13 protein-coding genes and 1 pseudogene are annotated in these 17,510 nt (G+C 53.4%); 3 read left to right on the top strand and 11 right to left on the bottom strand.

Going from position 1 to position 17,510, the window contains the following annotated elements; genetic code table 11:
* Window positions 1-34: 34 nt before the first annotated feature.
* Together ctaD and coxB are read right to left on the bottom strand one after the other, a co-directional pair.
* Window positions 35-1,663, bottom strand: a complete 1,629-nt coding sequence (gene ctaD, locus ACORNT_RS07550; protein WP_321397608.1) for a cytochrome c oxidase subunit I — start codon at window positions 1,661-1,663, stop codon at window positions 35-37.
* Between the two features lie 16 nt (window positions 1,664-1,679).
* Window positions 1,680-2,549: a cytochrome c oxidase subunit II gene (gene coxB / locus ACORNT_RS07545; protein ID WP_321397605.1), complete on the bottom strand. Its 870-nt coding sequence runs from the start codon at window positions 2,547-2,549 to the stop codon at window positions 1,680-1,682.
* A 341-nt stretch (window positions 2,550-2,890) separates the two neighbouring features.
* Here coxB and tldD point away from each other — a divergent pair, with 341 nt between their 5' ends.
* Window positions 2,891-4,327 (top strand): metalloprotease TldD, encoded by a 1,437-nt coding sequence (tldD, locus tag ACORNT_RS07540; protein ID WP_321397602.1) that lies wholly within the window; start codon window positions 2,891-2,893, stop codon window positions 4,325-4,327.
* Window positions 4,328-4,349: 22 nt separating this feature from the next.
* A complete protein-coding gene (locus tag ACORNT_RS07535; RefSeq protein ID WP_321397600.1) occupies window positions 4,350-4,886 on the top strand; it encodes a pyridoxamine 5'-phosphate oxidase family protein in 537 nt (178 codons plus the stop codon).
* Between the two features lie 22 nt (window positions 4,887-4,908).
* Here ACORNT_RS07535 and ACORNT_RS07530 read toward each other — a convergent pair whose 3' ends face one another.
* The 5 genes from ACORNT_RS07530 to ACORNT_RS07510 all read right to left on the bottom strand — a co-directional run bounded on the left by ACORNT_RS07530 (window position 4,909) and on the right by ACORNT_RS07510 (window position 9,178).
* Window positions 4,909-5,358, bottom strand: a complete 450-nt coding sequence (locus tag ACORNT_RS07530; RefSeq protein WP_321397597.1) for a PAS domain-containing protein — start codon at window positions 5,356-5,358, stop codon at window positions 4,909-4,911.
* A gap of 110 nt (window positions 5,359-5,468) precedes the next feature.
* Window positions 5,469-5,939 carry a PAS domain-containing protein gene (locus ACORNT_RS07525; protein WP_321397594.1) on the bottom strand — a complete coding sequence of 157 codons (471 nt, stop codon included), beginning with the start codon at window positions 5,937-5,939 and terminating at the stop codon, window positions 5,469-5,471.
* 153 nt (window positions 5,940-6,092) lie between these two features.
* Window positions 6,093-7,460, bottom strand: coding sequence for a glutamate--cysteine ligase (locus ACORNT_RS07520; protein ID WP_321397591.1), 1,368 nt, complete (start codon window positions 7,458-7,460; stop codon window positions 6,093-6,095).
* Window positions 7,461-7,563: 103 nt separating this feature from the next.
* Entirely contained in the window at window positions 7,564-8,319 is a 756-nt protein-coding gene (locus ACORNT_RS07515; RefSeq protein WP_321397588.1) for a retropepsin-like aspartic protease family protein, read from the bottom strand.
* Between the two features lie 94 nt (window positions 8,320-8,413).
* Complete coding sequence (locus tag ACORNT_RS07510) at window positions 8,414-9,178, bottom strand: 16S rRNA (uracil(1498)-N(3))-methyltransferase (protein WP_321397585.1); 765 nt, start codon at window positions 9,176-9,178, stop codon at window positions 8,414-8,416.
* A 61-nt stretch (window positions 9,179-9,239) separates the two neighbouring features.
* Between ACORNT_RS07510 and ubiA the strand changes: the two genes are divergently transcribed.
* Complete coding sequence (ubiA, locus tag ACORNT_RS07505; RefSeq protein WP_321397582.1) at window positions 9,240-10,190, top strand: 4-hydroxybenzoate octaprenyltransferase; 951 nt, start codon at window positions 9,240-9,242, stop codon at window positions 10,188-10,190.
* A 15-nt stretch (window positions 10,191-10,205) separates the two neighbouring features.
* Here ubiA and ACORNT_RS07500 read toward each other — a convergent pair whose 3' ends face one another.
* The 4 genes and pseudogenes from ACORNT_RS07500 to ACORNT_RS07485 form a co-directional block, all read right to left on the bottom strand.
* Window positions 10,206-11,153, bottom strand: a complete 948-nt coding sequence (locus ACORNT_RS07500) for a hypothetical protein (protein ID WP_321397580.1) — start codon at window positions 11,151-11,153, stop codon at window positions 10,206-10,208.
* A 569-nt stretch (window positions 11,154-11,722) separates the two neighbouring features.
* A pseudogene (gene metH / locus ACORNT_RS07495) lies at window positions 11,723-15,456 on the bottom strand (methionine synthase).
* Window positions 15,419-16,369 (bottom strand): methylenetetrahydrofolate reductase [NAD(P)H], encoded by a 951-nt coding sequence (metF, locus tag ACORNT_RS07490; RefSeq protein ID WP_321397571.1) that lies wholly within the window; start codon window positions 16,367-16,369, stop codon window positions 15,419-15,421. The pseudogene metH and the gene metF overlap by 38 nt, the downstream one beginning before the upstream one ends.
* A 40-nt stretch (window positions 16,370-16,409) precedes the next feature.
* Window positions 16,410-17,351: a metalloregulator ArsR/SmtB family transcription factor gene (locus ACORNT_RS07485; RefSeq protein WP_321397568.1), complete on the bottom strand. Its 942-nt coding sequence runs from the start codon at window positions 17,349-17,351 to the stop codon at window positions 16,410-16,412.
* Window positions 17,352-17,510: the final 159 nt, after the last annotated feature.

Raw genomic sequence — 17,510 nt, 5'->3', positions numbered from 1 at the left:
CCCGCTGTTCAAAGCGGGCCCGGATGAGTTCTGATTATTTGAACCGCGGCAGTTTCTCGAACTGGTGGAACGGCGGCGGTGAACTCAGTGTCCACTCCAGTGTTGTTGCCCCTTCGCCCCACTGGTTGTCAGCCACAGTACGGCGGCTTGCCAGGGTAACGAAGACACCAACCAGGAAGAACACCAGGCCAAGAGCCATGACGCCATAGCCAACGGAGGATACCCAGTTCCAGTAGGCATAGGCATCCGGATAATCGGGAATACGGCGCGGCATACCGGCAAGACCAAGGAAATGCTGCGGGAAGAAAATCAGGTTCACACCCACAAACGTAAACCAGAAATGCAGTTTGCTGAGCAGCTGCGGATATTGCTTGCCGCTCATTTTGCCAATCCAGTAGTACCAGCCCGCATAGATGGAGAACAGGGCCCCCATGGACATGGTGTAATGGAAGTGGGCAACCACATAATAAGTATCATGCATAGCCGTATCCACACCGGCGTTGGCCAGCACCACCCCGGTCACACCACCGATGGTGAACAGGAAGATCATGCCAAGGGCAAACAGCATCGGAGTATCAAAGCGCAGGGACCCGCCCCACATCGTCGCCAGCCAGGAGAAGATTTTGATGCCGGTCGGCACCGCAATCACCATGGTCGCGGCTGTGAAGTAAGCTTTGGTATCCACATCCATACCGACGGTGAACATATGGTGCGCCCATACGATAAAGCCGACAACACCGATTGCTACCATGGCATAGGCCATGCCCAGATAACCGAAAATCGGTTTGTTTGAGAATGTGGAAATCACGTGACTGATCAGGCCGAAACCAGGCAGGATCAAAATGTACACTTCCGGATGACCGAAGAACCAGAACAGGTGCTGGTACAGGACCGGATCACCGCCACCGGCCGGATCAAAGAAGCTGGTCCCGAAGTTACGGTCGGTCAGCAGCATGGTGATCGCACCGGCAAGCACCGGCAGGGACAGCAGCAGCAGAAAGGCTGTTACCAGAACAGACCAGACAAACAGCGGCATTTTATGCAGGGTCATGCCCGGCGCACGCATGTTGAAGATCGTACAGATGAAGTTGATAGCACCCAGGATGGATGACGCACCGGCCACATGCAGCGCGAAAATAGCAAGGTCCATCGCCGGTCCAGGCTGTGCGTAGGTGCTGAGCGGGGCGTAAACCGTCCAGCCGCCACCGACACCAGTTTGTCCCGGAGGGCCTTCGAAGAAGACAGACATGACCAGCAGTGTCAGCGCAACCGGCAGCAGCCAGAAGCTGATGTTGTTCATGCGCGGGAACGCCATATCCGGCGCACCGATCATGATCGGCACGAACCAGTTACCAAAACCACCGATCAGGGCCGGCATCACCATGAAGAACACCATGATCAGGCCGTGCGCGGTAATCAGCACGTTAAAGAAGTGATAGGCGGCGTCAATATTTCCGCCGGTAAACATGGGCAGGAAGTCCATGCCCGGATACATCAGTTCGGCGCGCATCAGGCCGGAAAAAATCCCGCCAATCAGACCGGCCACAATGGCATAAATCAGGTACAGAGTACCGATATCCTTGTGATTGGTTGACAACAGCCAGCGGCGCCAGCCTGTCGGATGACCGTGATCTGCATGGGAAGCGTCAGCAGCGTAACTCATTTACGATCTCCCTATATTACTGAGCTTGGGTGGCGTCAGCCACCTGAATGTTTGAATCGGTCGCTTTCGCAGCAGTCTCTGTGGGGTTTTTCACCCAGGCGTCAAATACTTCCTGGGAAACAACCTCTACCACGATGGGCATAAAGCCGTGGCGGATACCGCAGAGTTCGGAACACTGACCGTAGTAAATGCCCTCTTTTTCGGCTTTGAACCAGAGTTCATTGAGACGTCCGGGAACTGCGTCAACCTTGACGCCGAAAGCCGGGATCGTCCAGGCGTGAATGACATCGGTTGCCGTGGTCTGCACCCTGATCACCTTGTTCACAGGGACAACAACATGAGTATCGGTTTCAAGCAACCGCGGTGTGCCGGAGCGGTCAGAATAATCCTCGGAAGATTTATCTTCCTCGGTGAGCATAACAGCATCAAAGCTCAGGTCTTCGTAATCCGGATATTCGTAGGACCAGTACCACTGGTTTCCGATCGCCTTGACGGTCACATCTGCTTCAGGGATCATATCCTGTTTATAAAGAAGTTTGAAGGACGGCACTGCAATCACGATCAGGATCAGGATCGGAACGGTCGTCCAGACAACTTCCAGCAATGTATTGTGTGTTGTCTTTGAGGGGTTGGGGTTCGATTTCGCATTAAACTTGAACATGATGTAGAGCATCAGCACCATTACAAATATTGTAATGATGATGCACATCCACAAAAGACCGTCATGGAACCAGACCAGGTCCCGCATGACTTCGGTTGCCGGCTGCATGAAGCCGAGCTGTTTGGGCTCCGCCATATATTCTCCGGCTGCCCAGGCCGATCCCAGCCCGGAAAAAAGTGCAACCAGTAACGCGGTTGCAGAAACAAAAGCTTTCTTAAACGACATATCCTGTCCTACCCCTTAAATTCAAAGACGAATTAAGACTTTTACACCCTTTGCAGCATCCGGGAAAACATATAGTTACCCATGCATACAGAGCAAAACCACCTCACCTTATACCAGAAAATTGATCTGGCTCAAGGCCGCATTATCAATAACTGGACTAATCCGGAACATTGATACAAATCAAATGTTTCCCCTGCAACATTTTCTTTATTTTTGCGTGCATATAGGTGCCAACGGCGGAAAAGTCACAGTTTCTCGCCATTCATGCTTGCACCGGTCGAGAATAATATCCATATACTACCCTATACATAAAGTATCTCCCGACTCAAAACAGGGCCATTATGACCATATCAACACACTCCGATTCCTATTTTTTCACAGAATCAGACCTTGATTCTGTCCGAACCCAGCGGCTTGTTGACAATGCCCTGCATGGCATGGAGGACGGTGAACTTTACCTGCAGTATGTGCAGTCGGAAAGTTTCTCCTTTGACGACGGCCGGCTGAAAAACGCGGTTTATGACACAAGTCGCGGTTTCGGCCTGAGAAGCGTCCTTGGTGAAGTGACCGGCTATGCTCATTCCAGCAGCCTTGATGAAGCGGCCCTGAAGAGAGCCTGCGAAACAGTGCAGAGCATCAAATCCGGCCAGGGCGGCACCCTCGCCCTGCATCCACAAGGCACCAACAGCAAGCTCTATACTGACGCAAATCCCCTGCTTGGCGGACTTGATTTCAATGCCAAGATAAAAATGCTGCAGGATATCGACGCCTATGCCCGCAATCTTGATAACCGGGTCTGTCAGGTCAGCGCCTCCATCTCCGGCGAATGGCAGACTGTGGAAATCATTCGTCCCGGCGGCCATCGGGTACGCGACATCCGGCCGCTTGTGCGCCTTAATGTTTCTGTCGTTGCCCAGGAGGGCGACCGCATGGAAAGCGGCTATCAGGGTGCCGGCGGACGCTATGAGTACAGCCATCTTCTGACCGAAGAAAACTGGAAAGGCCAGGTTGATGAAGCCCTGCGCCAGGCGCTCGTTAACCTGGAAAGCATCCCGGCGCCGGCTGGCGAAATGGATGTGGTTCTCGGCCCGGGCTGGCCCGGCGTCCTGCTGCATGAAGCCATCGGCCACGGCCTGGAAGGCGACTTTAACCGCAAAGGTTCCTCTGCCTTTGCCGGCCTGATGGGTGAACGGGTTGCCGCACCCGGCGTCACGGTCGTTGATGACGGCACCCTGCCTGACCGGCGCGGCTCTCTGTCCGTCGATGACGAAGGAACCCCGACAAACTGTACTACCCTGATCGAGGACGGCATCCTGAAGGGATATATGCAGGACCGGATGAACGCCCGGCTCATGGGGGTGGAGGCCACCGGTAACGGACGGCGGGAAAGTTATGCTCATCAGCCGATGCCGCGGATGACCAATACCTACATGCTGGCTGGCGACAAGGACCCGCAGGAAATCATAGAGGGTGTCAAAGACGGTCTTTATGCGGTCAATTTCGGTGGCGGACAGGTTGATATCACCAACGGCAAGTTCGTCTTCAGCTGCACGGAAGCCTATCTGATCAAGAATGGCAAAATAGATGCGCCGGTCAAGGGCGCCACCCTGATCGGCAACGGCCCCGATGCGCTGACCCGGGTCAGCGCCATCGGTAATGACCTGGAACTGGATGCCGGTGTTGGTGTTTGCGGCAAAGGTGGGCAGAGCGTGCCGGTTGGCGTCGGGCAGCCCACCCTGCGCCTTAACGGACTGACCGTCGGCGGAACTGAGGGTTAAAACACGGAGCGGAAGCGGAAAAATGGCAAAATTCCATGACAGGATTGAAGACAAGATCGTCAGGTTCATCGCAGAACAGCCGATGTTTTTTGTCGCCACCGCCCCCAGGGAAGGCCGGATCAGCCTGTCTCCCAAAGGCATGGACAGCTTTCGGGTTCTGACTCCCAACCAGGTTGCCTGGATGGATTTTGTCGGCAGCGGCAACGAAACCGCCGCTCACCTGCTGGATGATGGCCGCATTACAATCATGTTCAACAGCTTCTCCAGTGTTCCCATGATCCTGCGGCTGTACGGGCATGGGCGTTCAGTCAAACCCGGAGAGGCGGATTTTGACGGCCTGATGTCCCATTTTCCGGCCCGGAAAGGCGTGCGGCAGATTTTTGTCGCCGATATCGATAGTGTGCAAACCAGTTGTGGTTACGGCGTGCCAGTGATGGAATTGAAAGGAGAGCGCGAGACCCTGCGCGACTGGTGTGATAGAAAAAGCGAGCAGGAAATCAGGGACTATCAGCAGGAAAAGAACCTAAAGAGCATCGACGGCTTGCCCACAGGCCTCTGACACTAAAACAGACCGCTATCTCCTAGTAATAGTCGTTGGACGAAAGGATCATGTCCACATTTTCCCCGTCACTGGACAGGGGGCAGACCAGACAGGAATAAAACCTATGTTCCTTGGCGGCGAAAAGCAGCCGATCCTCTGAATAATAGGACCGCTTATGTTCCACCAGCCAGTCAAAACGACTTCGCAGTCCTTCTGAATCCGGAATATCATGAGCCCAGACGTTCCGTAATGATCGTCCCAAAACTGTATCCACGCGCGTCCCTGTCAGTCTTACCCGGTACTGTGGAGGATTGCCATGCACTTCGAGCATGATAAGATGGGGCAAAAGGGCCGGCATGTCGATCGGATTGATATCCTTCCGCGACGGCATGAGCCGGTCTCCTTTTTTGGAGAGCCAGTAATCATATAAATCGCAGTGAAATTCTGCAGAAAAATCTTCCCGCTTAAAGTCCTTTAAAAAATTTGCCATTCCGGCTCCATAAGATTCTTGTTATTTCCTACCACGCTACAGGCGGGTGCTGCCTGTGCGTTAATATCTTTATGGGTTATTGCTCACAAGTCAGACGATTTTGGGGCAGACTAGCAGTAGTGATTTGTTGAAATCAGGATATTTACATTTTCGCCGTCGTCGGAAAATGGCAGCGTCAATGCCGTATAATGATGGAAATCCTTGACTGCCCAGTGCAGCCGGTCGCTGTTGTAATAGGGCCTGCGGTTTTCCACGAGCCATTTATAACGGTCAATTATTTCTTCGGTATGGGGAAATTCATCAATCCAGTGCCCCATCGCGTTCACCCCCATGACCTCGACGGTTTCGGTACCCGTCAAACGGAATTTAAATCTCATGGGCTCCTTGTGAACTTCCAAAACAAAGATATAGGGAAGTGCCGGTGCGACAGCTGCAGGATTAAAATCGGCACGGGACGGTAAAGGTTTGTCTCCCCGGATATCATTCCAGTGATCATACAGAATATGGTGAATTTTTGCGTTGAAATCAGCAGGCGTAAAATCCGTCTTTACAAAAATTTCATATCCTTCGTCATCAAACATCACCAGTTCTTTGCACCTCTTCCTATAATAGCTCTACCCAATACCCAGACTACTTCAGAATATTATGAGAGTCTAAACCTTAGGTCGTTTTTATCAAACAAGAGTTAACAATCAAACAATAATGCCAGACAGGCCGGGATCAATGCGGAAAGATCAGAAGGCGTGATCCAGAAACAGCCGGTTAATGTCTCCGTTCCACTCATTATGATACATTTCCAGCAGATTCCGGGCACGACAATGACCGTTGTCCAGAATGGCAAACAAAATATTCAGAAAGATTCTTTCATCTTCACCAGTGGAATTCATGCGACTGCGTTGTTTCAGCCCGTGGGCGGAAATTTCAAGCATTTCCCGGGCCCATTCCAGAACTTTTCTATTCTTGAATTCAGCCTGCAAGGCCGCTTTCGGCACTCCCCGGCGCAGGATATCATGCTCTTCTATAGTCCAGTTTTTACACAAATCCCAAGCCGCATCGAGGGCATCGTTGTCATATAACAATCCAACCCAGAGTGCAGGCAGGGCACATATGGTATTCCAGGATCCGCCGTCTGCACCACGCTGCTCCAGGAATTTCTTGAGGCGCACTTCCGGGAACAGGGTGCTCATGTGATCTTCCCAGTCCTGCATGGTCGCCACATGACCGGGATAAGCCGGCAGTTCTCCCTTGATAAAATCCCTGAATGACTGGCCGGAGGCATCAATATATTTGCCGTCCCGATAGACAAAATACATAGGTACATTCAGGACATGATCGACGTAGGCTTCATACCCCATTGCCTCATCAAAAACAAAAGGCAGCATGCCGCACCGATCCGGGTCCGTGTCGGTCCAGATGTGGCTGCGATAGCTCATAAAGCCGTTGGGTTTTCCTTCGGTGAAGGGGGAATTGGCAAACAGAGCCGTGGCAATGGGCTGCAGGGCAAGAGAAGTGCGGAACTTCCTGACCATATCCGCTTCGTCCGAATAATCCAGGTTAACCTGTACAGTTGCCGTCCGATACATCATATCCAGACCAAGCTTGCCTTTTTTAGGCATGTAGTCAGTCATGATTTTGTAGCGGCCTTTTGGCATGTGGGGTACATCTTCCAGACGGGTGTTCGGGTTAAATCCAACCCCCAGGAACCTGATGCCGAGCTTTTCACTGACCGCCTTGGCTTCTGTGAGGTGCGAATTAACCTCGCTGCAGGTCTGATGCAGGGTTTCCAACGGTGCACCGGACAGTTCCAGCTGCCCGCCCGGTTCCAGGGTCACTGACTGCCCGTTTTTTGTCAGACCGATGATATAGTCGCCTTCCATCATCGGGTCCCAGCCGAATTCACGGCCCTTGGCTTCAAGGATCGCCCGGATACTGCGCTCCCCTTCATAGGGAACGGGACGAAAACTGTCCTTGCAGAAAACAAACTTTTCATGCTCGGTACCGATACGCCAGTCCTCGCGGGGTTTTTCTCCTGAAGCGATATAGTCAATCAGCTGCTGCTTGGAGGTAATAGGGCTTTTTTTATCCTGAGGAGTTGTCGTCACTTGTTTTCACCCATAATGAAATTGCTCCCAAAACTATCTTTATTTCTCTGAAGTTTCCAATCAACTCCCAATCACGCTGTGGTGATCATGTCCATTTGGGGTGTCAGGGAAATAATGTCAATATATTATCCTTCACCTGGTAGGCAGAAAGCCTGTCCAGAAAGCTCATCCCCAGCAGCGACTGGTCAAGGCCGTCCCGAATGACCGACGCCCTGACGTTCTCAAGCTGGATGGGACCGAGCGACATTTCTGCAATCACAACCCGGGCGCCAAAATTTCTTCCGTTGGCTGTATCATAGGGGTGGGAATAACTCAGCCGATCCGGATCAATGCCCGCCTGGCGAGCGTCCCGGGCGGTCAGGATCACATCGCTCGCCCCGGTATCCAGCATGAAGTTCACCGGCTCCCCGTTCACCTGCACCCTGAGCAGGTAATGACTGCCTGCGGTCGCCGGAAAGGAAATGCTGCCGTTTGCGACCTGGCCGGCGGCAGGATTCAGTTCCTGGCCCAGTCGTCCGCTGCCGGTCCAGATACTGTAGCCCAGCGCCAGAATACCGAGAATGATAACCCAGCCGGCGATATTCCTGAGCGCCTGCCCCGGATTGCTTCGGATGTGAACAATCAGACCGCTGCCGACCATCGCCAGCAAAAGAAGGTCATAGATCAGGGCCGCGCCACGATCCCCTGACAGCGAGAAATCCGGCAACATCCACAGCAGGACGCAAACCGCCACAATAGGAATGATCACCCATTTGTACATCTTCCAGAAAGACGGTCCATTACCGGAGGAGCCGCCTCCACTGGAGGGCGGTCTGTGGTTTTCGGGGTCCCAGGGGGATTTGAATTCAGGGTCGGTCATTTTTTCAGTCTAGCTTTTCGCAGGCTGCCAAACAACAGAAACTGTATGCATAGGTGACAAATTCAGCAAATGAGCCCGCTTGTCCGACGGCCTGTCACTGCCAGTCACCGGCAAAGGATTGCCACAGGGCAATGGCGGCCACCGCCGCAGTATCCGCCCTGAGTATGCGCGGCCCGAGTGTTACAGCAACGGTTTGGGAATGGGACCGGATCATTTGCCTTTCTTCCGGGGTAAAACCGCCTTCGGGACCGATCAGAACAGCCCATTTTTCCAGCCCTGACGACTGTGCCGCCTGCTCGACAGCCTGGCCCACCGGCAAAATCTCCTGCTCGCCCTCTCCGCCGGCCTCGTCACAGAACATGATCAGCCGGTCATCAGGCCAGTCAGCCAGAAGCTTGTCCAGCTTTACCGGCTCCTCGATCACCGGCACTGTCAGGCGCCCGCATTGTTCGGCGGCTTCGATGGCATTGGCCCGCAGGCGTTCTTCCTTGACCCGGTCGACAATGGTCCGACGGGTCATCACCGGCTGGATCCGGGACACGCCGAGCTCGGCCGCCTTTTCCACCATATAGTCAAGCCTGGCCTTTTTCACCGGGGCGAACAGATACCAGAGATCCGGCTCCTCCGCCTGGTCCTCGAGATGGCCAAGCACCTTGACCATCGCCTTGCCTTTGCCGCATTTTTCAAGGCGCGCCATCCATTCCCCGTCACGGCCATTGAACAGGGCGACGACCTCACCTTCCTTCATGCGCATGACATTGATCAGATAATGACCCTGGTTGCCGTCGATCAGAAACTCCTGATCGGAAATGAGATCATGTTCCACAAAAAGCCTGATATTTGGCGTTGCACTGGTCATGGAATGAGTTACCTTGGTTGACGAACTGACAATGTTATACCCCGCAATAACGGAATGACCAATGACAAATCCGGAAAATCATCTGGCGTCAGCCCCCAAGGATACTGTACGTAACAGCTGGGTTCACCGGTACGCACCTGCGGCGGCCGTTCCCTATCTGCAGCTGATGCGGGCGGACCGGCCCATCGGCACCTGGCTTTTGCTGTGGCCCTGCCTGTGGTCGCTGGCGCTGGGCGCTCATGCGCACGGCGATTACTGGAAATGGGGCCTGCCGCATGTAACACTGCTGATCCTGTTTGCCGTCGGCGCTTATGTCATGCGGGGGGCCGGCTGTGTGGTCAATGATCTGGCTGACATCAAGTTCGATGCCCAGGTGGAACGCACCCGGGAACGCCCGCTGCCCAGCGGCCGGGTTTCGGTCAAACAGGCGCTCCTGTTCCTCGGCCTGCTATGCCTGACCGGACTTCTAATCCTGCTGCAATTCAATATCACCGTGGTCAAACTGGGGATGCTGTCGCTGGCCCTGGTAGTTACCTACCCCTTCATGAAGCGCATCACCTGGTGGCCGCAGTTTTTCCTCGGCCTGACATTTAACTGGGGCGCGCTGATGGGCTGGGCCGCGGCAACCGGCACCCTCGAGACACCGGCCTGGCTTCTTTACATCGGCGGCATATTCTGGACCCTGGGTTATGACACCATCTATGCCCACCAGGACAAGGAAGACGATGCGCTGATCGGCGTCAAATCCACCGCCCTCAGACTGGGCAAATCAACGCCGGCCTGGCTTGTCCTCTTTTACGGCATGACGGCGGTACTGTTCATTATCGCCGGTGGCATGACCGGACTGGGATTCGGTTTTTATATCGGGATCATAGCTGCCACAGCTCATCTGCTCTGGCAGATCTGGTCTCTGGATATGGAGAATACGGGCCGATGCCTGAAACTGTTCAAGTCCAACCGGGATTTCGGCGCCATCGTTTTTGCCAGCATTATTGCCGGACATTATTTCTGATTACTCTCAGGTTGCTCAATAATATTCCGGAAGATGGAAAAACCGAAGCCTGATCTGTTCGTCAGGTATCTTCCCCACCGAGAAAAGCACCTGTTTCAGCATATACATATAACTGGCGACCTTGACCCTGTCTCCTGTCCGGTCAGTGATATCCTCGTCATTGTGATCAGCCCCGTAACGTGCCACCAGTATCAGTTTCCGGTTGCTTGCATACAAACTCCATGCAAGTTGATACTGTTGCACCAGGGTAGTCATATCGGACCAGTCCTGATCAATGACATCCAGCGCCACAGTGACATCCACTTTCTGATCCTCGGGCAGATCCTGGAAGCCCTCCGGCTCCACCGTCAGCATGGCCATCATATGGGCAATTGACTGCCCCTGCTGATCCGGCGTCGACGTGGGTTCCCCTTCCTTCAGCATGCGATTGGCAGTCCTGGCGGCAGCCGCCAGGAATTTCTTCCGGCCTGCGGCATCAAGAATACCCGCGGCCGGGCAAACCAGGTCAGAATTGGAAAAGTTGCAGACCGACACCTTGTCCAGAACGGAATTGATATGGTCCGCGGTCGGTCGCTTGGTCCGCAATTCCTGCTCGCTGCCAAACCAAGTATAATATATGAAATAATTCCCGTGTGATGTTTCTATGCCGCGATAGGCATATATCAACCTGACTTTTGCAGCGTCGGCAGATTGGCTGCTGGTTTTTACGTCAGGATCAATACATTCGATATTAGCGGTAAAAATTTTCTGCTCCGGCAATTCCCGGATATCCGTCTTTCCTGCATTGACCTGCGCACAGGTATCGCCCAGATCTTTTTGTTTCGAGATAAAAAACTCGGAAAAATCGCCCGACATGTCATGAAGCTGCAGAACCGTCAGCTTTTCCTGCCAATCATTTGAATCCTGCCCTTTCGGAACATATTCCACCAGACGATTCTTCTGGCTTCCGGATCCATAGGCCATAAACCACCCGGCTGGCGGCTGCGAAATAACATGTTCACTGATCATTGGAATAGGTGGAAGATTACTTTCCTCGGCCTGCACAAGCGAAGAAGTCAGGAGTGAAAGGCCTCCCAATAATAACAAGATTGCATTTTTCATGGATATCCCCGATGAGTAATTTTGTCACAACACTAACCCCGGACAATGCCGGAGACAAGTAACTGATCGGAAAACCTGGAAATATAAAACCGGCATAACGGACGTACTCATACTTTCCTGGTACTCAGGGTCCGTCACACCGGATAAACCAGGCAGGTTTGCTACAGGCCCAGTTCACTATATTTTATAGCAAAAGATGTGCCAGAATAAAGTTTTTCATGTAACCATATGAAAAACAACTACCTTTAATATTAATTTTTATTAACCATATCACTTATTAGATGTATTTTAATGCATTTTGCATTGCTTTTTGCATCATGTATGCACATCGCATATCCCTAAATAAGGCGCTTGCAATATGCAATGCATATACATTGACTCATCTACATATTATAATTTACAAACTTAAATAACCAGAGGAAGATCGCTTCCTACCTGGAATACGCCAGGTTTGGCGCCAGCCAGCGCTCGGCCTCGGCAACATCCATCCCCCGACGGGCGGCATAATCCTCCACCTGATCCCGGGAAATTTTACCAAGCCCGAAATACTGACTGTCCGGGTGACTGAAATAGAAACCCGAGACGGAACTGGCCGGCAGCATGGCCATACTGTCCGTCAGCGTCACACCGGCATTCTGCCGGGCATTGAGCAGGCTGAACAGGGCCGCTTTCTCCGTATGGTCCGGACAGGCCGGATAACCGGGGGCCGGACGAATTCCCTGGTACTGCTCCCGGATCAGTTCCTCGTTGCCAAGGCTCTCGTCAGGTGCATAGGCCCAGAACTCTTTCCGCACCCGTTCATGCATGCGTTCAGCAAAGGCCTCAGCCAGCCGGTCGGCCAGCGCCTTCAAAAGAATATCATTATAATCATCGTGATTTTTCTTGAATTCCTTCAGCTTGTCCTCGATCCCGATGCCGGCAGTGACCACAAAACCGCCGAGATAATCTTTGAGACCGCTTTCTTTCGGGGCGATAAAGTCGGCAAGACACATATTGGCCCGACCCTGCCGCTTGCTGATCTGCTGGCGCAGGAAATGCACCGTTTCCAGAGGAGAACCGTCCTCATTATAAAGCTCCACATCATCGCCGACACTGTTGGCCGGCCAGAACCCTATTGCCGCCTTGGCCTTCAGCCACTTTTCATCGACGATCGACTTAAGCATGGCTTCCGCATCCTGAAACAGATGACGAGCGGTTTCCCCGACCACGTCATCCTGAAGGATTTTCGGATAGTTGCCGGCCAGTTCCCAGGTCCTGAAGAAAGGCGTCCAGTCAATACAGTTCACCAGATCACCGAGATCATAGTCTTCAAAAACTTTTATGCCGGTGAACCCGGGCGCCGGCGGGTGATATTCAGACCACTCAATCTGAAAGGCATTGGCGCGGGCTTCAGCCAGGGTAACCTGGTTGTCTTTTTTTCGGCCCCGGGCATATTTCTCCCGCATCTCCGCATAGTCATTGGCCACATTCGCCAGAAAATCGTCACGATGCTCTTCACTCAACAGCTGGCTCGCCACCCCGACAGCACGAGACGCGTCCAGTACATGCACCACCCCGCCCGTTGTATTGGGAGCAATTTTGACGGCCGTGTGAACTTTTGACGTGGTCGCGCCACCGATCATCAGCGGGAGTTTCAGCTTGCGGCGCTCCATTTCCGCCGCCACTGTAGACATCTCCTCCAGCGAGGGCGTGATCAGTCCGGACAGGCCGATGATATCCACTTTTTCCTCTTCGGCCGTATTCAGGATTTTCTCGAACGGCACCATGACGCCAAGATCTATGACATCATAGTTGTTACACTGCAGCACCACCCCGACAATATTCTTGCCGATATCATGCACGTCGCCCTTCACCGTGGCCATCAGGATCTTGCCCTTGGCCCGGCTACCTTCGGACTTTTCCGCCTCGATATAGGGGATCAGATGAGCCACCGCCTGTTTCATGACCCGGGCGGACTTGACCACCTGGGGCAGGAACATCTGGCCGGAACCGAACAGGTCGCCGACCACATTCATGCCGTCCATCAGCGGCCCCTCGATCACCTCGAGCGGGCGACCACCGGCCGCCGACACCTTCTGTCGGCATTCTTCCGTATCCTCGATGATATGACTGGTGATACCCTTGACCAGGGCATGGGTCAGGCGTTTTTCCACCGGCAGTTCGCGCCAAGCCGTATCCTCCTTGCGCTCGACGCCCTTTTCACCCTTGAACTTGTCAGCAATTTCAAGCAACCGGTCGGTGGCATCGGGACGGCGGTTGAGGATGACATCCTCGACCCGTTCCTTCAGTTCCGGCTCGATATCGGAATAAACCGTGATCATGCCGGCATTGACAATGCCCATATCCATTCCGGCCTGAATCGCATGATACAGAAATACACTGTGCATGGCTTCACGCACCGGATTGTTCCCGCGGAAGGAAAAAGAGACATTACTGACCCCGCCGGACACATGAACATGAGGCAAACCTTCCTTGATCCGTTTTGTGGCCTCGATGAAATCCAGACCGTAGCTGTTATGCTCTTCAATACCGGTCGCCACCGCAAAAATATTGGGATCGAAGATAATATCCTCCGGCGGAAAGCCCACTTTCTCAGTCAATATCTTGTAGGAACGCTCGCAAATCTCGAACTTGCGGTCTTCGGTGTCCGCCTGACCGCTTTCATCAAACGCCATCACCACCATCGCAGCACCGTAGCGCTTGATTTTTTTCGCTTGCTCAATGAAGGGCTCCTCCCCCTCCTTGAGGGAAATGGAATTCACGATCCCCTTGCCCTGAATGCATTTCAGCCCCGCCTCGATCACCGACCATTTTGAACTGTCGATCATAATCGGTACCCGGCTGATGTCCGGTTCCCCGGCAATCAGGTTGAGGAAAGTGACCATGGCCTGTTCACTGTCCAGCATGGCCTCATCCATGTTGATGTCAATGATCTGGGCGCCTGCCTCGACCTGCTGGCGGGCAACATCCAGTGCCCTGGCGTAATCACCGTCCAGGATCAGCTTCTTGAACACAGCGGACCCGGTTACATTTGTCCGCTCTCCCACATTGATAAAGATAGGGCTTTTTTTCATCATCTCGTCCTCTGCCGTCAGGCCTGCACAACTTCGAAAGGTTCCAGCCCGCTCAGCATCAGATGCGGCTCTATCACGGGAATTTTGCGCGGGGGCACCTCCGCCACTGCCTCGGCAATGGCCCTGATATGTTCCGGCGTGGTGCCGCAGCAGCCGCCGATAATATTGACCAGCCCGCTTGCCGCCCATTCCCGAAGCTGGCTTGCCATTTCCCCGGGCGTTTCATCATATTCACCCATCTCATTGGGCAGGCCGGCATTGGGGTGCGCCGATACGTTGGTATCCGCCACCCGGGACAGCGCCAGGACATATTGGCGCAGCAGATCAGGACCCAGGGCACAGTTAAACCCGATGCTGATTGGGTTGGCATGCCGGACACTGTACCAGAAAGCTTCCGTTGTCTGACCGGACAGGGTCCGCCCGGACGCATCGGTGATGGTGCCGGAAATCATGATCGGCAACTCCACGCCCAGTTCCTCAAAAACAGTCTGAACGGCAAAAATCGCCGCTTTGGCATTAAGGGTGTCAAAAACGGTCTCGATCAATATCAGATCCGCACCGCCTTCAATCAGGCCTTTTGTTGCTTCCTCATAGGACGACACCAGTTCATCAAAGCCGACATTACGAAAGGCGGCGTTGTTTACATCCGGTGAAATACTGGCCGTCCGGTTGGTCGGGCCGAGAACACCGGCCACGAAACGCGGCTTGTCAGGCGTTTTTGCGCTAAATTCATCGGCAACTTCCCGGGCCAGGCGCGCGCCATCCCGGTTCAGTTCATAAACCAGTTCCTCCATGCCGTAATCAGCTTCGGAAATACTGGTGGAGTTGAAGGTGTTGGTTTCAACGATATCGGCGCCGGCTTCCAGAAAGGCGCGGTGTATGTCCTGAATAATATCGGGCCGGGTCAGGGTGAGAAGATCGTTATTGCCTTTCACGTCCTGCCGCCAGTCGGCGAAACGCTCTCCCCGGTAATCCGCCTCCTGCAGCCGGTGCTGCTGGATCATGGTCCCCATGGCGCCATCAAGAATCAGAATACGTTCGGCCAGAGCTTTTTCAAGAAGCGCGCTGCGTTCGGTCATTTTTTTCTCCATCTCCGACATTGGTTTGGGGGCGGATGCCCAGAATGTGACAAAGGGCCAAGGTCAGCTCGGCCCGGTTCAGGGTATAGATGTGAAAATGCTTCACGCCGCCCTGGTAAAGACGCAGGCATTGCTCTGCCGCAACTGTTGCCGCCACCTGCTGACGGCATTCCGGACGATCCTCGAGGCCATCGAAAAGGTCATGAAGCCAGTCCGGTACCTCTACCCCGCTTGCCTGAGAGAATTTTTTGGCGGTGGCAAAGTTTGTGACCGGCAAGATGCCCGGGACGATCGGCACGCTAATGCCTGCAGCCAGCACCTTGTCCATGAAACGGAAATAATGCTCAACATTGAAAAAATACTGGGTGATGGCACGGCTTGCCCCGGCATCAACCTTTCTTTTCAGATTATCAATGTCAGCCTGGGCACTGCCGGACTCAGGATGGTGTTCAGGATAGGCGGCCACGGAAATATCGAAATCGCCTATTCTCTTTGCCCCGGCCACAAGGTCTGCAGCATTCTTATAACCACGGGGATGCGGGTAATAGGCCTGACCCACGGTGGGCATATCTCCACGCAGGGCAACGATATGTCTGATCCCTTCATCCCAATATTTGCGCAATATTTCATCCACCTCGTCCCGGCTGGCGGCCACACAGGTCAGGTGGGCTGCGGGAGTAAGCGAAGTTTCCTTCAGAATCCGCGACACAGCTGCATAGGTCCGCTCCCGCGTGCTGCCACCTGCACCATAGGTCACGGAAACCATTTCCGGCTGAAGAGGTTCGAGCTTACGGATACTGTTCCACAGGGTTTGCTCCATCTTTTCCGTGTTCGGTGGAAAAAATTCGAAGGAAACTTTTATGCCCGTCGGTTTGACGGCAAACAAGCCGGGCCTGAGCAGAGCTGCTTTCTGGTCTTCTGTCACTGTTCTGATCTCTTACTGACTATTTATTATGAAACCGGGTTTATTTTTTACGGGCTACCCATACTGAAACATCAAGTTCCGTGCCCTTCAGGGTAATCATGTCGTCACACATGAGCCCTACCTGGCGACACCAGCCCCGGATTTCCTGATCCGAAAACCCGAGGCGCCGGTGCGCATGTTCCTGCCTGAGAAATTCAAGCTCATGGGGTGCAAAATCCACAATAACTGCCCGGCCGTCTTTTTTCAGCAGCCGGCTGGTTTCCTTCAGTGCTGACAGGGGATCATCGGCAAAATGCAACACCTGATGAAACAGCACCAGATCAATTGTCTCATCCGGCAAGGCAAGGTCATACATGTCGCCATGGCGAATCTGGCAATTCCCTACTTTTGCTTTTTCGAGATTAACCCGCGCCACAGATAACATTTCCCGGCTCAGATCGATCCCGATACCCCGGTTTATTCGGGAGGCAAAAACCTCCAGCATGCGCCCCGTACCCGTTCCCACATCAAGCAGGGTGTCAATCTCCATGTCACTCGTAAGTTCCAGAAGCAGGCTTTCCACATCCTTTTCGGAGATATAAAGCGAGCGGATCTTGTCCCAGTTTACGGCATTCTGGCGAAAATACTCCGCCGCCCGATCCGTTCTTTCCCGTTTAACTTCCGTCAACCGTTCCTGATCATGCTGCAACAGCTGGTCCGACCAGGGTATAAAATCAAGCACCGCCCGGGCAAGGTTACCCGGCCCGCCCTGCTCGGCAAGCCGGTAGAAAATCCATGTACCTTCCCGGTGACGCTCCAGAAGACCTGCCTCACAAAGAAGTTTCAGGTGACGGGAAACCCGCGGCTGGCTCTGGCGCAGAATGGTCACAAGCTCGGTTACAGTCAATTCACCAGACCTGAACAGCGCCAGTATCCGCAGGCGGGTTTCTTCTCCCGCCGCCCTCAGTGCTGCCAGTATCTCGTCCAGAGAATTTTCAGACATAACGTTCCCTTACCATTCAAATAATAAACAAACATATAAATATATCTTTATATAAAGTAAAGTCGTTAATTTAAAATTTATCTTCGGGTGTTACCTGTTGCATATTGAAAAGCTGAAGCATCTGGACTAGTAATTCTTATCTGGAAGGAAACCGCCCAA

The organism is Emcibacter sp., assembly GCF_963675455.1.
In the GTDB taxonomy this organism is placed as follows: domain Bacteria; phylum Pseudomonadota; class Alphaproteobacteria; order Sphingomonadales; family Emcibacteraceae; genus Emcibacter.
The sequence above is the reverse complement of the archived record's forward strand: the minus strand, read 5'-3'. Positions and strand labels throughout refer to the sequence as shown.